General features: G+C 62.7%; 20 protein-coding genes. 8 read left to right on the forward strand and 12 right to left on the reverse strand.

Features of this window, described 5'->3' with window-relative positions:
- Nucleotides 1-8: 8 nt before the first annotated feature.
- The 7 genes from ACZ5C7_RS06865 to ACZ5C7_RS06895 form a co-directional block, all read right to left on the reverse strand.
- On the reverse strand, nt 9-1,157 hold the full coding sequence (locus ACZ5C7_RS06865; RefSeq protein WP_464375602.1) for a multicopper oxidase domain-containing protein: 1,149 nt from the start codon (nt 1,155-1,157) through the stop codon (nt 9-11).
- A 138-nt stretch (nt 1,158-1,295) separates the two neighbouring features.
- Nucleotides 1,296-2,765, reverse strand: a complete 1,470-nt coding sequence (gene lpdA / locus ACZ5C7_RS06870) for a dihydrolipoyl dehydrogenase (protein ID WP_464375603.1) — start codon at nt 2,763-2,765, stop codon at nt 1,296-1,298.
- A 45-nt stretch (nt 2,766-2,810) separates the two neighbouring features.
- On the reverse strand, nt 2,811-4,481 hold the full coding sequence (locus ACZ5C7_RS06875) for a dihydrolipoamide acetyltransferase family protein (RefSeq protein WP_464375604.1): 1,671 nt from the start codon (nt 4,479-4,481) through the stop codon (nt 2,811-2,813).
- Nucleotides 4,482-5,480: an alpha-ketoacid dehydrogenase subunit beta gene (locus ACZ5C7_RS06880; RefSeq protein WP_464375605.1), complete on the reverse strand. Its 999-nt coding sequence runs from the start codon at nt 5,478-5,480 to the stop codon at nt 4,482-4,484.
- A gap of 2 nt (nt 5,481-5,482) precedes the next feature.
- Complete coding sequence (pdhA, locus tag ACZ5C7_RS06885; protein WP_464375606.1) at nt 5,483-6,592, reverse strand: pyruvate dehydrogenase (acetyl-transferring) E1 component subunit alpha; 1,110 nt, start codon at nt 6,590-6,592, stop codon at nt 5,483-5,485.
- A 295-nt stretch (nt 6,593-6,887) separates the two neighbouring features.
- The gene (gene lipA, locus ACZ5C7_RS06890; RefSeq protein WP_464375607.1) at nt 6,888-7,862 is read right to left on the reverse strand and encodes a lipoyl synthase; all 975 of its coding nucleotides are present in this window, start codon (nt 7,860-7,862) and stop codon (nt 6,888-6,890) included.
- Nucleotides 7,863-8,077: 215 nt separating this feature from the next.
- Nucleotides 8,078-8,272 carry a cold-shock protein gene (locus ACZ5C7_RS06895; RefSeq protein WP_006182670.1) on the reverse strand — a complete coding sequence of 65 codons (195 nt, stop codon included), beginning with the start codon at nt 8,270-8,272 and terminating at the stop codon, nt 8,078-8,080.
- Between the two features lie 431 nt (nt 8,273-8,703).
- Here ACZ5C7_RS06895 and ACZ5C7_RS06900 point away from each other — a divergent pair, with 431 nt between their 5' ends.
- Together ACZ5C7_RS06900 and ACZ5C7_RS06905 are read left to right on the forward strand one after the other, a co-directional pair.
- Nucleotides 8,704-9,261 (forward strand): hypothetical protein, encoded by a 558-nt coding sequence (locus ACZ5C7_RS06900; protein WP_464375608.1) that lies wholly within the window; start codon nt 8,704-8,706, stop codon nt 9,259-9,261.
- Nucleotides 9,262-9,410: 149 nt separating this feature from the next.
- Complete coding sequence (locus tag ACZ5C7_RS06905) at nt 9,411-10,292, forward strand: ABC transporter permease (protein WP_464375609.1); 882 nt, start codon at nt 9,411-9,413, stop codon at nt 10,290-10,292.
- 38 nt (nt 10,293-10,330) lie between these two features.
- On the opposite strand, the gene ACZ5C7_RS06910 is transcribed toward ACZ5C7_RS06905, so the two are convergent.
- From ACZ5C7_RS06910 to ACZ5C7_RS06925, 4 genes are all read right to left on the reverse strand, one after another.
- Nucleotides 10,331-10,555, reverse strand: coding sequence for a hypothetical protein (locus ACZ5C7_RS06910; RefSeq protein WP_464375610.1), 225 nt, complete (start codon nt 10,553-10,555; stop codon nt 10,331-10,333).
- 191 nt (nt 10,556-10,746) lie between these two features.
- Nucleotides 10,747-11,292 carry a hypothetical protein gene (locus ACZ5C7_RS06915; RefSeq protein ID WP_464375611.1) on the reverse strand — a complete coding sequence of 182 codons (546 nt, stop codon included), beginning with the start codon at nt 11,290-11,292 and terminating at the stop codon, nt 10,747-10,749.
- A 111-nt stretch (nt 11,293-11,403) separates the two neighbouring features.
- Nucleotides 11,404-11,547: a hypothetical protein gene (locus ACZ5C7_RS06920; protein ID WP_464375612.1), complete on the reverse strand. Its 144-nt coding sequence runs from the start codon at nt 11,545-11,547 to the stop codon at nt 11,404-11,406.
- Between the two features lie 123 nt (nt 11,548-11,670).
- Entirely contained in the window at nt 11,671-12,711 is a 1,041-nt protein-coding gene (locus tag ACZ5C7_RS06925) for an LLM class flavin-dependent oxidoreductase (protein WP_464375613.1), read from the reverse strand.
- Between the two features lie 192 nt (nt 12,712-12,903).
- Here ACZ5C7_RS06925 and ACZ5C7_RS06930 point away from each other — a divergent pair, with 192 nt between their 5' ends.
- The 6 genes from ACZ5C7_RS06930 (at nt 12,904) to ACZ5C7_RS06955 (ending at nt 18,989) form a co-directional block, all read left to right on the forward strand.
- Complete coding sequence (locus ACZ5C7_RS06930; RefSeq protein WP_464375614.1) at nt 12,904-14,931, forward strand: MutS-related protein; 2,028 nt, start codon at nt 12,904-12,906, stop codon at nt 14,929-14,931.
- A gap of 187 nt (nt 14,932-15,118) precedes the next feature.
- Nucleotides 15,119-16,453 (forward strand): MFS transporter, encoded by a 1,335-nt coding sequence (locus ACZ5C7_RS06935; RefSeq protein WP_464375615.1) that lies wholly within the window; start codon nt 15,119-15,121, stop codon nt 16,451-16,453.
- A 112-nt stretch (nt 16,454-16,565) separates the two neighbouring features.
- Nucleotides 16,566-16,733, forward strand: a complete 168-nt coding sequence (locus tag ACZ5C7_RS06940) for a DUF1059 domain-containing protein (RefSeq protein ID WP_464375616.1) — start codon at nt 16,566-16,568, stop codon at nt 16,731-16,733.
- A gap of 75 nt (nt 16,734-16,808) precedes the next feature.
- Nucleotides 16,809-17,939, forward strand: a complete 1,131-nt coding sequence (locus ACZ5C7_RS06945) for an ORC1-type DNA replication protein (RefSeq protein WP_283836414.1) — start codon at nt 16,809-16,811, stop codon at nt 17,937-17,939.
- A 137-nt stretch (nt 17,940-18,076) separates the two neighbouring features.
- Nucleotides 18,077-18,475, forward strand: coding sequence for a DUF2267 domain-containing protein (locus ACZ5C7_RS06950; RefSeq protein ID WP_464375617.1), 399 nt, complete (start codon nt 18,077-18,079; stop codon nt 18,473-18,475).
- 79 nt (nt 18,476-18,554) lie between these two features.
- Entirely contained in the window at nt 18,555-18,989 is a 435-nt protein-coding gene (locus ACZ5C7_RS06955; RefSeq protein WP_464375618.1) for a DUF2267 domain-containing protein, read from the forward strand.
- 47 nt (nt 18,990-19,036) lie between these two features.
- Here ACZ5C7_RS06955 and ACZ5C7_RS06960 read toward each other — a convergent pair whose 3' ends face one another.
- Nucleotides 19,037-19,306, reverse strand: a complete 270-nt coding sequence (locus ACZ5C7_RS06960; protein WP_464375619.1) for a DUF7553 family protein — start codon at nt 19,304-19,306, stop codon at nt 19,037-19,039.

Raw genomic sequence — 19,306 nt, forward strand, 5'->3', positions numbered from 1 at the left:
GAAAACGCCTACTCTTCGTATCCCGCTTCGTCCATAATTTCGCCGAACTCCTCGGTTTCCATTGCTTCTTCGTAGACGATAGCGGTCGCCATTCCGCCCGGATACCTTCCGTTAGTGGTTACGTGGTGGACTTTATGACAGTGAGCAGGATAGATGCCGGGATCGGCCTCCGCCTCGAACTCGAGCGTGAACCGTTCGGCGGGGGCGATATTGATGACGTCTTCGTCGTACTGCGCCGACTCGGGAATCGGCGAGCCGTCTTTTTCGACGACCGTGAACCGGTGGCCGTGGGTGTGGAACGGGTGACTTTCGTAACCGTTGTTCGCGATGTGGAGGCGAACCGTCTCTCCCGCGGAGACGATCAGCGGCGATCCGAGTTCGGGGTGGAACGTCGTGGGAGCGCTCCGCCCGTTGATCGTGTAGGCGTCCGAAGAGCGATCCGTCGGCGAGTAATCGGCGTCGCCGCCGGCGTTTTGCTCGTGAAGGCGAGTATCCCAGTCGCGAAGCGTCAGGAAATACTCCCGATCCGGCGGTTCGTATCCTTCCGGATCGACCCGGATGATACCGTACATTCCCATATCGAGGTGGTTGTGAGTTTGATAGTGACAGTGATAGACGTGCGTCCCCGGAACGTCACCCTCGAGCGTGTAGGTGTGGCTCTCGCCAGCCCCGACGCGGTCGCGGTTGGTAACGGGTGCGCCGTCATCGTCCCACACCTTCCCGACGGCGTGGACGTGAACGGTGTGCGGTCGGTCGTGATCGTTGTCGTACGTGAGCTCGAACGTCTCGCCTTCTTCCATTCGGTAGATCGGACCAGGAACCGACGGATCTCGATCGTCCGCTTGCCAGGCCCACACCTCGGGAAGCTCGAGTGGGCCACCGCTGGCCTCCTCGGTCACGAGTTCGTGGCGTGCGGAGACCGTCTGGAGCGTCGATTCGTATCCCTGACCGGCGAGATCCACGATTTGGGGTGGAGCCGTGTAGGGATAGTCGGTCAGCGGTTCATCGTCTTCGTCGCCATCGTCGGACTCAGAAACGTCGGGATCCGCTTCGAAGAGCGAAGAAGTACACCCCGAGAGTGCCATCAGCCCACCTGCACCGACAGCTGAAAGAACGGTGCGACGTCGAACGGTTGCAGTCGAATTCAGGTTCCCCATGGTACAGTTACGGATTCACACCGAGGGGTGAAGGAGTCGTACGGGAGTTCCTACGACTCGGGAAAAAGCGAGAAAGACGAGGGTGTAGCCGTCGAAGGGTACAGAAACGATCGGGCGGCGCTCGGACGGCGTACCGTCCTACCGATTGAGCGTGTGAATCGCGTGCCCGAGCGCGTTCTCGGCGGCCTCCATCACGGATTCCGAGAGCGTCGGATGGGTGTGTACCGTTCGGGCGATATCCTCTACGGTCGCCCCGAGTTCGATCGCGAGGCCGAGTTCGGCGATCAGTTCGGAGGCTTCGGGAGCGACGATCTGTGCGCCGAGCACGAATCCGGCCTCCTCGTCGGCGACGATGCGGACGAACCCGTCGGATTCGTTTATCGTCAGCGCGCGCCCGCTCGCACGAAGCGGGAACTCGCCGACGAGCGGGTCGAATCCCTGTTCGGCCGCTTCATCTTCCGTCAAGCCGACGGTTCCGATTTCGGGCTCCGTGAACACGGCCGCGGGCATCGCCTGGTAGTCGATCGCCGACGGCTCGCCGGCGATCACTTCGGCGGCGACCTGTCCCTCCATCGATCCCTTGTGAGCCAGCATGGGTTCGCCGGCGACGTCGCCGACCGCGTAGACGTCCTCTCGGTTGGTTCGCGCTCGGTCATCCGTCGGGATGAACCCGCGCTCGTCGGTCTCGATCCCCGCAGCGTCGAGATCGAGCGTGTCCGAGACGGGTTCGCGGCCGACGGCGACGAGTACCTTCTCGGTGTCGAGTTCGAGCGAATCGGCTTCGGGGGTTTCCATCTCTCCGCCGTCTGCGGCCGCCTCCTGGGCGGGTTCGGCAACGACACGGATCTCGTCACCGTCCTCGAGATCGTGCCACTCCGATGCCGTGTAGCCGAACTCGAACGCGACGCCGAGTTCCTCCGCGCGCTTGCGAACGGGACGCGAGAGCTCGTCGTCGTAGCCCGGAAGCGCGTCCTCGAGCATCTCGAGGACCGTCACGTCGGTACCAAGTTTCGCGAAGACGCCGGCGAGTTCCATCCCGATGTAGCCCGCGCCGACGATCACCATCGAGTCGGGAACCGACTCGAGGGCCAGCGCTTGCCGCGAGTCGAGAACGGGCTCGTCGCCGTACTCGAAGCCGGGGATCTCGATGGGACGGGAGCCGGTCGCGATGATCGCGTCTTCGAACTCGAGGCTCTCGCTACCCTGTCCCTCGCCGTCGTGGGAGACCCGAATCGTGTTTCCGCCGTCGAACTGGGCGATTCCCTCGAGCAAGTTGACCTGGTTCGCCTTGCAGAGTTTCTCGACGCCGCTCGTGAGCTGGTCGACGACGCCGTCTTTCCAGCTCATCATCCCCGAGAGATCGATCGCGGGGTTCGCGTGGATGCCCATCTCTTCGGCGTGGCTCGCCTCGTGGGCGACGTTCGTCGCCGAAATTAGCGCCTTCGAGGGGATACAGCCGTGATTCAGGCAGGTCCCGCCGTAGGCGTCCTTTTCGACGAGCGTGACGTCGAGGTCCAGTTGTCCGGCGCGGATCGCGGCCACGTAGCCCGCGGGTCCAGCGCCGATTACCAGTACGTCCGTGCCAGTTGTGACATCTCCAACGACCATTGTAGTGAGTCTCTATTTCCGCTCGCGTGGGTCTTCGCTCGCCCGCTACTTCAACAGTAGCAGTTCGGGGTCCTCAAGGTACTCCATGAGCGTGTTCGTAAACTGCGCGCCGACCGCGCCGTCGATCAGCCGGTGGTCGAACGACAGCGACAGGGTCATGATCGAGCGCGGTTCGATCGATTCGGTACCGTCCTCGTCGGTGACCACGCGGGGTTTGCGCTTGATTTCGCCGATCGCGAGGATGCCCGACTCGGGGTAGTTGAGGATCGGCGTCGCGTACTCGCCGCCGATGCCGCCAACGTTCGTAATCGTAAACGTCGATCCCTGTAGTTCGTCGGGCGAGATCGAGCGCTCTCGAGCCTTCTGGACGAGTTCGTTCGTCTCCGAGGCGATCTGGAGCAGCCCCTTCCCGTCCGCGTCGTCGACGACGGGGACCATCAGCCCGACGTCGGTCGCCGTGGCGACGCCGATATTGTAGTAATTCCGGTAGACGACCTCCTCGTTTTCCTCGTCGATCACCGCGTTCATCTCGGGGAACTCCTCGAGGGCGGCGACGACGGCCTTCGTGATGAACGGCATGTAGGTCAGCTTGATCCCCTGCTCTTCGGCGCGAGGCTTGAGCCGCTCTCGGATTTCGACGAGTTCGGTGACGTCGACCTCATCGTGGTGGGTAACGTGTGGCGCGCTGTACTTCGACTCGACCATCGCGTCGGCGATGGCCTTTCGGACGCCCGTGAACGGCTCCCGACGTTCGCGTTCCCCCTCGAATTCGTCGGCGGCCGAGCCGGCTGAGGAAATAGCGGCCGCGTCGGCTTCCTGGGCTTGCCGTTGCATCGTCGCGTACTCCTCGATCGCTTCGGGCGTGACGAACGGCTCGCCGTCCCGCGTCTCGTCCGTCGGAACGGCGTCGATATCGATGTCTTCATCCTCGGCGAGTCGACGCGTCGCGGGCGCTGCGAGCGTTCGTTCGCGGTCGGCTGACTCAACGCTTTCCTGGGACTGGGCCACCTCACCGGCCGCATCCGCGACCGCACTCGAGTCCGCCGGTTCGGCTTCGTTCCCGGAAACGGCGCTGGCGCTCGAGGAAGCGCCACCGCTCGAGGAGGAGTCGACGCTCGAGGTGCCCCCGCCATCCGATCCGGACGCGGCCTCGGTTACGGAATCGGCCGCCGAGGGCTCGGCGGCCGCCCGAACGTCGCCTTCGGTGATCCGCCCGCCGGGACCGCTCCCCTGAACGGACTCGAGGTCGACGCCTTCCTCGCGCGCCGTGCGTCGCACACGCGGGGGCGCGAAGACTCGTCCCTCCGGCGTCGCAACTTCCTCGATATCACCGCCCGTCGCGCCAGGGTCGCCTGCGGGTTCGGCTTCGACGGAAGACTGGGATTCAGATCCGGAATCGGCTGTCGCCGCTGATTCCGCCGCTTTCGACGCACCGTCGCCATCTTCGGCGGCGGCGGACGCGTCAGCGGTCTCCTCGCCTTCGACGTCGAACGTGATGATTACGTCGCCGACGGGGACGATCTCGCCTTCCTCGGCGCGCAGTTCCCGCACCGAACCGTCGACGGGCGAGGGAACCTCGACGAGGGCTTTGTCCGTCTCGACCTCGGCGACGGGCTGGTCCTCGGAGACCGAATCGCCCTCTTCGACCAGCCACGAGACCAGCTCGCCTTCGGCGACACCCTCGCCGACGTCGGGGAGTTTGAATTCGCGAACCATCTAGAACCCCACCGCGTCTCGGATACCCGACTCGATACGCGCGGGTTCTGGTAAGTAGTAATCCTCGAGCGCGTACAGCGGGAAGGGCGTGTCGAAGCCGCTGATCCGCTCGACCGGCGCCTCCTGGTAGAGGAGCGCCTCCTCCTGAATCGTCGCGGCGATCTCCGCGCCGAATCCGCCGGTTTTCGGCGCTTCGTGGACGACGGCGGCTCGACCGGTCTTCTTGAACGAATCGACGATGGTGTCAACATCGAGCGGCGACATCGTCCGCAGGTCGACGACCTCGACGTCGATTTCGCCCTCGAGGTTCTCGGCGGCCTCGAGGGTCGGCCTCGTCATCGCACCCCAGGTGAAGACAGAGATGTCGGATCCTTCCCGACGGACCGCCGCCTCGCCGAGTGGCACCTCGTAGGACTCCGTGGGGACTTCCTCGCGGAACGCGCGATAGATGAGCTTCGGCTCGAGGAAGATGACCGGGTCCGGATCGCGGATCGCGCTCGTCAGGAGCCCCTTCGTGTCGTAGGGCGTCGAGGGGATGACGACCTTGAGCCCGGGTTGGTGGACGAACATCGCTTCGGTCGACTCGGAGTGGTGTTCGGGAGCGCGAATGCCGCCGCCGTAGGGGGCCCGAACGACCATCGGACACGTGTATCGCCCGCGCGAGCGCGTTCGGAGGCGAGCGGCGTGGCTGACGATCTGGTCGAAGGCGGGGTAGATAAAGCCCAGAAATTGCATCTCGGGGACGGGGCGCATTCCGTACGCCGCCATCCCGATTGCCGTCCCGACGATACCGGATTCGGCGAGCGGGGTATCGATCACTCGGTTCTCGCCGAACTCCTCGTAGAGACCTTCCGTCGCGCGAAAGACGCCGCCGTTTTTGCCGACGTCTTCGCCCATGACGAGGACGTCCTCGTCGCGTTCCATTTCGGTGTACAATCCATCTCTGACCGCCTGTACGAGCGTGAGATTTTCGACCTCCGCCGTGGATTCTGCTGCCATTGTTAGTCCTCCAGGAGCGCGTCGTCACCGTGTTGCTCTCGAATCGTTTCGAACCACTCGAGCTGTTCCTGTAATCGTTTGGGCATTCCCTCGTACACGTGGGCGAAGATTTCCTCCGGATCGGGGCGCTCGACGTTTTCGGCGGCTTCGATCGCGTCGGCAACCTCGCTCTCGACTCGCGAATCGATCGCGTCGACGCGTTCGTCGTCGAGGATCCCTTCCGATCGCAGGAACGTCTCGAGGCGCGAGATCGGGTCCTTCTGTTTCCAGCGTTCGACCTCGTCGTCGTCGCGGTAGACCGACGGGTCGTCGGCCGTAGTGTGTGCGCCGAAACGGTACTGGACGGCCTCGATCAGCGTCGGACGGAGTTCGCCCTGGCCCGGATCCTTCGCCTTCTCGACGGCGTCGCGGGTGACCTTGTACACCGCCAGCGGGTCCATCCCGTCGACTTGAACGCCTTCGAATCCGTACGCTGAAGCCTTCTGGGCGAGAGTCGCGCTCGCGGTCTGGCGCTCTCGCGGAACCGAGATCGCCCACTGGTTGTTATTACAGAAGAAGACCGTCGGCGTGTCGAAGACGCCCGCGAAGTTCAGCCCCTCGTGAAAGTCCCCCTCGCTAGTCGCCCCGTCGCCGAAGTAACAGAGGAAGGCTTTCTCCTCGCCCTTGAGTTTCGACGCCCACGCGGCACCCGTCGCGTGTGGAATCTGGGTGGCGATCGGGACGGCGACAGTGAACGTGTTCGAATCCTCGGATATCCGGTTTCCGAGTTCGTGGCCCATCCAGTACAGCATCGTCCGTTTCAGCGACGTACCCCGAACGAGTGCCGTTCCGTGCTCGCGATAGCTCGGGAACACCCAGTCATCGTCCGCGAGCGCGTGCGCGCTCCCGATCTGTGCCCCTTCCTGTCCCGACAGCGGCGGATACGTTCCCATCCGACCCTGCCGCTGGAGACTGACCGCCCGCTGGTCGAAGTGACGAACCAGTCGCATCTCCTCGTACATCTCGACCATCTCCTCGGACGAAATATCGGGCACCGACGCCCCCTCGAGGAGCTGGCCGGAGTCATCGAGCACCTGCACCTTCTCTCGAGGATCGCGCTGTAACGTACTCATGGAAAGAACCTCCGTAGCATACCCGTATCAACAACCGCTCGAGGTAAAGAATTTTCGTAAATAGTTTACTGTTAGAAGGAAAATTGCCATCATTGTACAAATGTGTTCAGCGAGTCGAATCATGGGCGGACGAATGTCTTATTTTACGGACTGTCTGAATCGAGCGTTCAGAAGATAACGATTTTTCGCACACGTTTTGGACAGACGGCCAGCTCTCGAGAAAGCTGACAAAACAGCGTGCCGTGATCGCGACGAAAAAAGCATCGACGGCGGTCGGACGCGTTATCTATAGCGGTTAGACGTGGCTTCTTCGGGCTTGCTCGCGTGCTCGCTCGACGCTCTCGCCTTCGCGTAACACCGCGTCGACGAACAGTTCGCCGGCTTTGTACGACGAGCGGACCATCGGTCCGCTTGCACAGTAGAGATACTCCAGTTCCTCCTCGGCGACGCGTCGCCACGTCTCGTACTTGTCAGGATGATCGTAGCGTTTCACGTCGAGATGTGATCGCGAGGGTTGGAGGTACTGTCCGAGCGTAACGATATCGACGCCCCGCTCGCGCAGGTCGGCTAACGTCTGATAGACCTCGTGGTCGTACTCGCCGTGGCCGAGCATGATCGAGGTCTTGGTGTAGATGTCCGCGTTCCGGTCGACGTACTCGAGCACCCCGAGAGTCTGTTCGTAGCCCGCGCGACGATCTCTGACGGGGAACTGGAGCCGTTCGACGGTTTCGACGTTGTGAGCGATGACGTCCGGTTCGGCGTCGATTATCTTGTCGAGAAGCCGTTTTTCACCCTGAAAGTCCGGAATGAGGACTTCGACGAGGATGCCGGGGTGGCGTCGTTTGATCTCCCGAATCGTTTCCGCGAACTGACCCGCGCCCTGGTCCGGCAGGTCGTCGCGGTCAACGCTTGTGAGGACGACGTAATCGAGACCGATTTCGGCGACGGCGCTCGCGACGTTTTCCGGTTCGTCGGGATCGAGCGGCTCCATCCCGCCGGTCTCGACGTCGCAAAAGTTACAGCCTCGAGAGCACCGATCCCCCAGTAGCATGAACGTCGCCGTCCCGCCGCCGGCCCGTCCGTCCGGGTCCCCCGCACCGGCCGAGGGCGCACTCGAGCGCCCGGACCAACACTCGCCCAGATTCGGGCAGTTGGCCTCCTCGCAAACGGTGTGGAGGTTTTGCTCCCGCAAGGTCTCACGGATATCGGCGAACTCCCGGCCCGACGGTGGCCGACTTTTCAGCCAATCGGGCTTTCGCGAACTGCTCATACGAGTGTGATGGCGGCCCGTGGTGAAAATCGTGGTGGTGTCCCCTCGTCCGCTTGTCAAGAGCGGATGGATTGAAACGGCGTACCGACGCAGTCTTCGTGAACAGGGAAAAACGGCCGCGAGCGTTGTCACTCGAGAACGGTGGATCAAATCGAGAGCGCGATCGCTCTCGAGTTGTGAAGAAAGCAAAATCCGGCTACTGAACGCGGACTCGTTTACAAACGAGTGACGTTGGTTGCGCGGGGACCTTTCGGTGCTTGTTCGATGTCGAATTCGATCTCTGTGCCTTCTTCGAGGTCCGGGCCGCCAACGTCTTCCATGTGGAAGAACACGTCGTCGTCCGCGTCGTCTGTCTCGATGAAACCGTAGCCGCCTGTGTCGTTGAAGAAATCAACGTTACCTTTCGCCATTACAATTACATCAAGTGCCACGAGCCGTATAATGCTTGTGTTATATACTTCTGTAGGATAGGGCAGAAATAGAGCTGAAAACGGGAATTGCGACAGATCCATTTGGGTTTCTATTCAGTATCACTTCGAATACCGCAAATCGGGAGGTGTTCGTCGAGTTTCGTCTACGGTTCCCGAAACGGCGGCGAACGAGCGAGAAGTCACCAGTAGACGTGGTGTGAGTACGCTAGACGTGCGGAGAGATATTAGTCGAGTGCATAGTAGCGGTATGTATTACGAACCGAACGCGGGCACTCACTGACGACGAGAACGGAAGACGACAGCGGAGAGAGCGATAGCAAAGGATCGACGGATAAAGCGGTGAGCGTAGCGGCTAGTGCACGCACGAACGTTAAGTTTCCACAGGTTGTGTGACTGGTCTGTAGGCTACAATGTTCGTATTCGATCGGTTACGTCAGTTGCACTCGAGTAGCGATACCGAAGAGGACGGAACGCGATCACGAGCGGAACACGCCGCCTCGGCTTCCGTTCGGGGGCTGCAAGCCGGATTCGTCGCGACCTGTATCATGACCGCGTTTCGGCTCCCCATCCTCCGATCGCTCCCGCCGTCGGCGAACTTCTGGACGCAGTACGTCGCCGACGGAGAGCCGGACGATCATCCGGTCGCCGGACTCGTTTTGCACCTCATCTACGGGATGAGCGCGGGGGCAGTCTTCGGCGGCCTCTTCGCGCTGCAAGACGCCGAGCGCTCGATAGAAGCCGAACAACGGGGTATCATCTGGGGATCGGTGTACGGAATGGTCCTCTCGGCGTTCGGCTCCCAGATCATGCTCAAAGAGATCCTCGATATTCGACTCGAGAACGACGAGCTCGCGCTGTTTCACGCCGGACACCTCGTCTACGGACTCGCACTCGGCGCGTGGGTCGGGTCGCGAACCGAGGGCGTCGAAGATCCGGAGACGGAGTACGAATACGACGACGGCAACTGAGGACTCGGGTCGAGTTCACAACTACCCTCGCCATCAACGTCACTTCTAACATTCACCCCGCCCGAGTTAGCAACCGTTAACAGTCGTATTACGACTTCTCGAGAACGGTCATAACAACCTGTTTACCGACACCTGCCTGCGGGTACAGTATGGAGATCGGGGTCGTTCTCGGCGTCGTCGTCATCGGATTCGTTCACGGCGTCCTGCCGGATCACGGCTGGCCAATCGCGGCGACCTACGCGTTGAATCGACAGCGCCGGCTGTTTTACGGGTTCGTCGCCGCGCTCATACTGGGTGTCGGTCACCTCGTGAGCAGCGTTGTGTTGGTCTTCGCGTACTTCTGGTTCAGTACGTTCGCCACTTTTGCGGAAGGACCGTGGATGCGATACGTCGCCGGGATACTCCTGATCATGCTCGGAATTCGCGAGTATCGCCACGGGAGCCACGCGGTAGAAGAACACGATCACGACGACCACCACGACGGCGAACACGACCACCACGACGGCGAACGAGCAAACGGCGGAGACGACGGAGACGGTCATCACAATCACGATCATACCCACGAACACAGCAGCCACAGCCATCATACGGACGGCGGGGACGAGACGCACCACCACGACGATACTCGCGCCACCCACCGTCACGAGACTCGAGAAACGAACACATCCGAGCGCGGCGTTTTCAGCCGCTTGCGAGGCTATCTCCCCGGTGGCGGCGGGCATCAGCATCTCGAGGAAGAACACGCGGAACGGGGACTCTACGCCCTCGGGATGACCGCCTTACTACTGGGGTTCGCTCACGAGGAACCGATCCAGATTCTGGCGATCTGCGTCGGAACGGATTTCTGCCTCGAGTTGATGCTCATTTACTCCATCTCGGTGATCATTGCCATCATCGCCCCGACGCTGTTGTTGATCGCGGGCTACGAACACCATCAAAGCCGAATCGAACGGTACACGCCGTACCTGCCGACGATCACCGCGATCGTCCTCGTGGCGATGGGTCTCGCGTTCATAATCGGCATCATCTAAAACGGCGCGTCGGCTGACGGTCTCTGACCCGCGAAAACTTAGCTCGGGCTGGCACCCGACGAGCGCCCGCCCCGCAGGAGTTTGACGACGCCCTGTGCGGCCATCCCGATCACCGCCCATTTCCAGGCGAAGACGGCGACGAGCAACAAGAGAGCCGCTCGAGTCCGCTTTCCGCGGTCGAACGATCGCTTCGCTTCGACGAGGACCGAGAGAACCGTTAGCGATCGGGTCGCTTTCGAGCCGAGGAACCGTGTGAGTGCCATACGTGTCTTTTCTCAGCCAACAAAATAACGACAGCGCCGGATCACGCAAGCCCAGAGCGGTTCGTCGTGCTCGAGTTACCGATTCGTCCCGTCGCGTTGTGACGGCTTGATTGGCGTCTATTCGCTCGTTTCAGTGGGTTCGTTCTCTTCGCCAGCGTCAGTGTCGTCGGCACCTGTCGGCGTCGTCCGTATCAGGCGTCCTCGGCGTCAGTGTCGTCTGTACCAGTCGTATCGTCGTCTTCGACCTGCGGTTCGTCGTCGCCCTCGCGTTCGTCCGCCTCGTCGGTTTCGCCGTCGACGACTTCCTCCGCAACCTCCTCGTCGATCGTCATCTCGCCCGGCTCTGCGGGTTCTTCCTGCACGTCCGTCTCCGCGAGCTCGCCGATTTCGGCGGCCGAGCGGTCCGTCGTCGAGGCGGATTCGATGGAGCCATCGCCATCCGCATCGTCTTGATCCGACTCGGAAGACGGGTCGTCGATCGTAATCTTCTGTGCGCCCTCGAGCCCGTCGCCCTCGAATTCGTCCGACCCGAACGGATCGGGTAACTGCCGCTCGAGGCCCGAATCCTCGCGGTTTCGGCGGCGAACGAGCAGGTACGCGAGCGCTCCGATTCCGAGCGCGACGGCGAGTTTTCGTCCGAGTCCGGCGCTGTCAGAAGACGCCGCATGCCGATCTTCATCCGTCGGGGTCTGGGCTGTCGTGTTCTCGTTCCGACCGAGCCGTGGGAGACGAACCATAGGGTCCGTACCGTTCGGACGAGGAAGTTCGTTGGGGGTGCATACACAGCCACCGCTACCGGAACTGCTCGCGAAAGTCCTCTTCGAAACGAAAGGGGACGGAGGAGTCGCTCACTGACTCAGATAACCGCCTTCGATGTCGAGGTCTGCAACGACGACGCTTGTGCCGCAGTCTGCGAACTCGAGTGCGGTCATTCGTCCGATTCCCAATCCCCCGCCGGTAATCAGCGCAATCGACTCGTCGAAAGCCACCATATTTGACGTTTTCAATCTATTCGCAAAAGAACAGTGGTTGAGAAAAAGACACCCGATACTGTGTGAGAAAGGCTTACTCCGCGGACTTGTGTCCGCCAAATTAGTTATATTTGAACCGAGGAGTCAGCGCGGCGAGAGATCCGCCGCGTCCGCGAGCAGTTCGTGCGACCGGAGCACGTCGTCGGGATTCGCGAGTTGTTGCTGGATGACGACCTCGTCGACGCCCGTTTGGGCGGTCATCTGGTCCAATAGCTCCCGCACCGTGGACGGACTCCCGGAAATCTGGCGGGGCCACTGTCCGGGCTCGAGTGCGGTCGGGGTCGGCTCGGGAACGTACCCCAGTTCCTCGATCGCGGCTTCGGTCGATCGGATCGGCGGCCGATCGATCGTTCCCTGTCGGAGCCGCTGATGCGTCGCTTCGGTCGTCGCGCGGAGCCGAGCGGCCTCCTCGTCCGTCTCCGCACAGGTGACGTTCGCCGCGATCATCCCGTGAGGTTCGTCGGGACCGGCCCCGAACGAGGACGGTTGGAAGTTCTCCCGATAGGCCTTAAGCGCCCGAACCGCGGGCTCGGGTCTGATGAACGCCGCAAAGCAGTATCGAAGCCCCAATTGACCGGCGATAGCGGCGCTCGAGGGACTCGAGCCGAGGACCCAAATATCCGGAATGGTCTCGCGTGCGCGAGCCAGTTCGAGCTGACTGAGCGAGTGCTCGTCCGGGAAGCCGTCGTAGAGGTGAGCGGCCACTTCGTTGATTTTCTCTTCGTGATCCTCGTTGGAGCCGGGACGGTGCTGGCTCCTATCGTTTTGCAACGCGCGGTCGCTGACCGGGTTTCCGGTCGCGCGACCGAGGCCGAGGTCGATCCGGCCGGGAGCGAGCGCGTCGAGGACGCTGAACGTCTCCGCGACCTTGTACGGGCTGTAGTGATTGAGCAGGACGGTGCCGGAGCCAACACGAATATCCGACGTTTTGGCGGCGATATGCGGAATCAATGCTTCGGGAGTCGTACTCGCCAACGAATCGGCGAAGTCGTGATGTTCGGCGACCCAGACGCGCGAGTAGCCGAGTTCCTCGGCGTTCTGTGCTCGTTCTACCGTGTTCTCGAACGCTTCCGTTGCTGACCCGCCCTCGGGTATGGGCGCGAGGTCGACGATGGAGAGATCCACACCAGGTGGTCGGGGACAGCGAGTAATGAAGGATGCGCTCTCGGAACTCTGGAACCGGCGATTCCGTCCGGTTACAGCGTTCCGGGAGGCGGATACTGCTGAGCGACCCCATCGCTCATTCCGATCGCGGCCGGAGAGTGAACCACCGCGCGGACGGGACCTTTTTCTCGTTTCGATAGAATAGCCCGGTCGATGGAGCTCGAGACGATTCCGGGCGTCGGCGAGAAGACCGCGCGATCGCTGGCAGCGCTCGAGGACCCCGAGCAGGCGCTCAGAACGGGCGACGTGGCGGCGCTCGCGCAAGCACCGGGGATCACGCAGGGGCGGGCCGCCCGAATCGCGCGCGGGGCGATTCGACGCGAACACGACGATCCCGGCGGCTTTCTCGCGACCGATCGCGCACGCGAGATCTACCGGGAGGTGCTCTCGCTGTGCAAGGATCGCACCGTCACAAGCTACGGCGCCCAACGTCTCGAGACGATTTACCCGAGTCCGTGCCGGTCGCGGATCGAAGAAGTACAGAGATTCGCGCGAGAGGCGCTCGAGCGCGACCCCAGCCCGCCCGTCCTTGAGGCGCTCGAGGGGGTCGAACCGCTCGAGACCGGCGGCGACGTCCAGGTTCGCGAGCGGTGTCTCGCGACGACCGACGCGGAACGGTATACGGCCGCTCGAGAAGCGATCCCGGAACTCTCCGTCGAAGTCGTCGAAGACGCACAGGGGCTGGCCGAGCTCGCTCGCGGCTACTCGACGGTGATCGCGCTCGACGAGGCGTTCGCCGGCGTCACCGTCGAGGGCGACGTCCAAGTTCGTCCCGATGCCCTCGAAAATCCGGCTGACGTCGTCCCCGAGCGCTCGCTTGCCTTTTTCGCGCGCAATCGAGACAGCTTGCGCGCGGCGATCGACGTCCATCGCAACGCCAACCTCGAGACGGACTGCGATCTCGCGGCGCTCGAGGACGGCCTCTCGAGAGTGGACAAAAACGGTACGGTCGCTGGTGACGAGGAGTTGGATCGGCTCGCGACGGCGATCGACGACCTCGACGCGGCCGTCGGAGCCGGCGAATCCGTCGCGAATGACCACCTTCGACAGGCGATCCGCGAACAGGACGTTACGATCGAAGGCTCGGACCTGCTTTCGCTGGTCGAACAGGGAGCCGGCGTCGACTCGTTGCTCTCTCGAGAGCTGGCAGACGAGTACGCCGCGGCCGTCGAGGCCGCCCGCGAGCACCTGATCGACGCGCTCGACCTCGACGCGGGCGAGGCCGAACTCGCCCGCCGCGTCTACGGCGACGAGCCGACGTTTCCGGTCGAACGAGACGAAGCAACCGTCAGCCGGCTCCGAGAGGAGCTTACTGCGACCAAAGAGCGCCGCGGCGCGCGACTGAAACGCGATCTGGCGGCTGATCTCGCCGATCAACGCGACGGCGCCGAACAGCTCGTCCGGAACGCCCTCGAGCTGGACGTCGAACTCGCGATCGCCCGATTTGGGCGCGATTTCGAGTGTACGATGCCGGAGTTCGTCGACAGCGGTGCCTCGAACGGTTCGACGAGCGCGAACGTCGACGACCGGAGCGAGAAAGACGGGTTCGAGATCGAAAACGGCCGATCGCCGCTCCTCCCGGAGCCACTCGAGGAGATCGAGCCGGTCGACTACGACGTTTCGGGCGTCGCGTTGCTGTCGGGCGTCAACAGCGGCGGGAAAACCTCGACGCTCGATCTGGTCGCGAGCGTCGTCGTACTGGCCCACATGGGACTTCCAGTCCCCGCAAATCGGGTTCGCCTCGAACGGTTCGACGACCTCCACTATCACGCCAAGACCCAGGGGACCCTCGACGCGGGTGCGTTCGAGTCGACGGTTCAGCAGTTCGCCGACCTGGCCGACGGCGGAGAAGGATCGCTGGTGCTCGTCGACGAACTCGAGAGCATCACCGAACCCGGGGCGTCGGCGAAGATCATTGCCGGTATCCTCGAAGCGTTATCGGAAAACGGGGCGACGGCGGTGTTCGTCTCCCACCTCGCGGGGGAGATCCGCGAGATGGCCGCCTACAACGTGACCGTCGACGGCATCGAAGCGATCGGGCTCGTCGACGGAGAACTCGAGGTTAACCGCTCGCCGATCAAGGACCACCTCGCGCGCTCGACGCCGGAGCTGATCGTCGAGAAGTTGGCCGACGAAAGCGAGGCCGTCTTCTACGACCGACTGCTCGAGAAATTCGAGTGAGGTCCCGGGAAGTCCAGTGACTCCCCGGAAAGACTTCCCCACCGAGTATCCGAAACGGACTCAGAACCCTCGAGAGTCGGTACCTATTTACAATCCGTCGCGTTACGTCCCACCGTGATCGGTTGCCAACACGTGACAAGGATGGAGAGCCGGCACAGCGTCGGAACGGCGACTGCGAGGTAGCCGAATGACGGGAGCGAACGCGCTGAAAACCGATCCGAAGCTCTACGCCATTCTTGGACTCGCCGGCGTCGGCGTGCTCTCGAGCACGCTCGTCTCTCCCGCGCTGCCGGGGATGGCGTCGACCTTCGACCTGACGGAGGCTCGAGTCGGGATGGTGATGACCGCTTTCTTCCTGACGGCTGTGGTCGCGATTCCGACGGTCGGTGTCGTGACGGATATCTGGGGTCGACGGACGGTGTTTCTGTGGTCGCTGCTGGTCTACGGCGCGGCCGGCGTGCTGATCGGGTTCGTCGATACCTTCGCGGTAATCCTGCTCCTCCGTGCGGTTCAGGGGTGTGCCTTCCCGGGCCTGCTTCCGATGGCGATTACGCTAATCGGCGACCTCTACGACGGAGCTACCGCGACCACGGCACAGGGCTACCTCACGAGCATTACCGGACTCGGCGGCATCGTCTCGCCGCTGGCCGCCGGCGTTCTCGTGGACGTCTCCTGGCGGCTCCCCTTCGGGCTGTACGGCATCACGTTCGTCGCATTCATTATGTGCTATTTCTGGCTCCCGGAACCCGATTCGTCGCCGAATCCAGGTTCTTCGAAGGGAGTTTCTGCCAGCAGCAAATCCGACGCCTCGCCGAACCCTGAGACTGGAACGCGCGAGAGCCCCGACGTTGGAACGCCCGAGAAACCCGGCACTGGAACGCCCGGAAACCCGGACACGCCCCCGGCGGGCGACACGCCCGCTCCGGCCGTCAGTTCCCGCATTGGCGCGATGGCACGGGAAGTCTGGAACGCGCTCACGAGAGAGGCCGGTATCGTCATCTTCGGTGTCATCGTCCTCTTTTTCGTTCGCTACGCGCTGTTTACGTTCATCCCGCTGTACGCGGTGACCGTGCTGGGAACCAGCGAGTTGATCGGCGGCGTGGCGGTGGCTGTCCTCGGGCTGGGCCGGTTCGTCGCCGCTCCCTACGCGGGACGGCTCGCCACTCGCATCAGCCGGCCGACGATTCTCGTCTCGAGCCTGCTCTGTTTCGGCGTCGGGACCTGGGCGCTCCTCCTGACGACCGATACCTGGATCGTCATCACCATCCTCGCTCTGACCAGCATGGGCGACGGCCTCTTCGACCCTGTCGCGAACGATATCGTCACGATGAGCGCCCCGGCCGACGTCCGCGGGCGCATCGTCAGCGTCCTCGAGGTCGGAAAGACGGGCGCGATTTCGGTGTCGCCCGTCGCGTTCGGATTCTTGCTCTCGGTGAGTTCCTACGCGATGCTCTTCCTGACGGGCGGGGCGCTCATGGCCATCACTGCGGTGATCGTCGGAATCGTCCTGTTCAATGGGTAATACGAGAATCAGTTCAGCATTCGGAATCCGACGATTCCGATAAACTTTCACGGGTAAATTTCCACGAGTGTGCAAGTACAACGACTATTCCCGTTCGAACGGACCCTATGGTATGCCATACCAATTTGAATGCCCGCGGGAGCGCTGTTCGTTCATGCTCCGGGCCGACGGCGACGGGGAAGCGGAGACGCTGGCTCGAGCACACGCTCGAGTGGCCCACAGTTCCCGTATCGCTCCGGCGGATCTCGACCGATGGATCGAACCGATCGAGACGGCCTGAAACGGGATATTATCGGAAACGGAACCACCCGTACGCCAAAAACAACTAAGTAGCTCGGAGAGCGTGGTGAAACTAATGGATGGGGACCCCGAAGAGGGGATGTTGTCGTGGGACGAATCCGTGTTCAGGAACGAGCACGTCTTCGAGATCGACTACGTCCCCGAGACGTTCAAACACCGCGAGAGTCAGACACAGAGCCTGACCTACGCCTTGCGCCCCGCGGTTCGAGGGTCGCGCCCGCTCAACGTGATGGTTCGGGGACCGCCCGGGACCGGCAAGACCACCTCGATTCAGAAGCTGTTCGACGAAGTCGGCGCGCAGACCGGCGACATTCGGACGATTCGAGTCAACTGTCAGGTCAACTCGACGCGCTACTCGGTGTTCTCGAGGCTGTTCGAGGGAACGTTCGACTACGAACCGCCCTCGTCGGGAATCTCCTTCAAGAAGCTGTTCGGCCAGATCGCCGAGAAACTCGTCGAGGAGGACCGGGTCCTCGTCGTCGCGCTGGACGACGTGAACTACCTCTTCTACGAAAACGAGGCCTCCGATACGCTCTACTCGCTGCTTCGAGCCCACGAGGAGTACCCCGGCGCGAAGATCGGCGTCGTCGTCGTCTCCTCGGATCCGACCCTCGAGGTGATCGACGAACTGGACTCGCGCGTCCAGAGCGTGTTCCGCCCCGAGGACGTTTACTTTCCGGTGTACGACCAGCCCGAGATCGTCGACATCCTCGACGAGCGCGTCCGCAAGGGGTTCAACGAGGGCGTCATCACCCGGGACACCCTCGAGTACGTCGGCGAACTGACCGCCGACAGCGGCGACCTCCGGGTCGGGATCGACCTGCTTCGACGGGCGGGGCTCACCGCCGAGATGCGCGCCAGTCGCGTCGTCGAGCGCGAAGACGTCGAGAACGCCTACGAGAAATCCAAATACGTGAGCCTCTCCCAGAGCCTTTCCGGGCTCAGCGACACGGAACGCGCCCTGCTCGAGGTAATCGCCACCAACGACGGCGAACAGGCCGGCGACGTTTACGAGGCGTTCCGCGAGGAAACCGAACTGGGCTACACGCGGTATTCGGAAATCGTCAACAAACTCGACCAGCTCGGGCTGATCGAAGCCGATTACGCCGAAATCGACGGCCGCGGGCGCTCGCGGTCGTTGACGCTCGCCTACGAGAAAGAGGCCGTGCTGGATCGACTCGAGTAGCCTGCAGGGTTGGTTCGCTCGAGTAGCCGGCGGCGCTGGACCACTCGAGTAACCCACCACAGTTCACTCGCCTCGGATTTTCCCCGACATGCATTCGCCAGCCGAACGCCCACCGACCGGCCGGCTGTACCACTAGTATGGAACGAGACGAGTTTTACCATACCGTCGAACAGCGGGCGGAGCTCGCGGACCGAGACGATGCCGTTGACGCCACTCGAGCAGTATTAAAAACGCTCGGCGAGCAACTCGAGACCGACGACGCCCAACGGCTCCACGGGGAACTGCCCGAGGAGATCGGCGACGAACTCACCCACGGGAACGACGACGAACGCCTCGCCACCGAGGAGTTCCTCAAGCGGATCGAAAAGCGCGCCGACAGGACGGATACAGGCGAGACGGAGACGATCACGCTGGCGGTCGTTTCGACGGTGATCGAGCACGTCGACGAAACGGAGCGAGAGACGATTCTGGACCGGTTCGAGGCCTTCGGCTACGACGACCTGTTCGAGGAACTCGACGCGGTCGCGACCGAGTGAAAGGACGACGTCGATAACGGAAACACCGCCTGCACGTGCTACCCGAACCCTCAGGGGGCGGTCCGCTGTGTGGCCGCACATGGACCAGACGGAGTTTCTCGAGACCGTAAACGAGCGAATCGACGGGAAAGAGCTGGGCGGAATTCACGACGAGACCGCGATGGACGCGACGCGGGCGGTCCTCTCGACGCTCGGCGAGCGGTTGAGCGAAGATCAGGCGACCGACCTCGCGGCCCAACTGCCGGGGGATCTGAGCAGCCCGCTAACCGACGGCGAGTCGGGCCGTCGGTTTCCCAAATCGGAGTTCGTCGCTCGAGTCGACCAGCGACTCGAGACCGAGGAGCTCTCCGGCGAAAGCGTCTCGCCGACGGTGATGGGCGTCGTCCTCGAGCACGTCGACGCGGGCGAGCGATCCGCCGTCGTCGACCAGTTCGAGCACATCGGCTTCGAGGAGTTACTCGAGGAGACGAACGCCGAGGTGGACGTGCAGGATCGCTCGCCGAGGGAATCGTAGCGAGGCCGTCTCGAGTATCGGTTATTCGGGACGACGGAGAGCACTATTTACGACTGCTCGAGTTCCTCGCGGTAGTCTTCAGCGTGTTCGAGCGCACGATCGACGGCCGCCTCAGCGTCGCCCCCGGCTCGTTGTTTCAACTGGCGGAGGATGTTGAGGTGTTCGTCGAGAACGGCGTGGTCCACGTTTTCGGTCTCCGTCGCGAGTTCGGCGAACGCACCCGCCGCGTCACGGAGGTCGTCTCGAATATCGTCGTCCGCGGTTTCGACGGCGTCCTCGAGTTCCGTCCGAGCGTTCTGAAGTTTGGCGGCGTCCAT

It is taken from the genome of Halostagnicola alkaliphila (assembly GCF_055379965.1).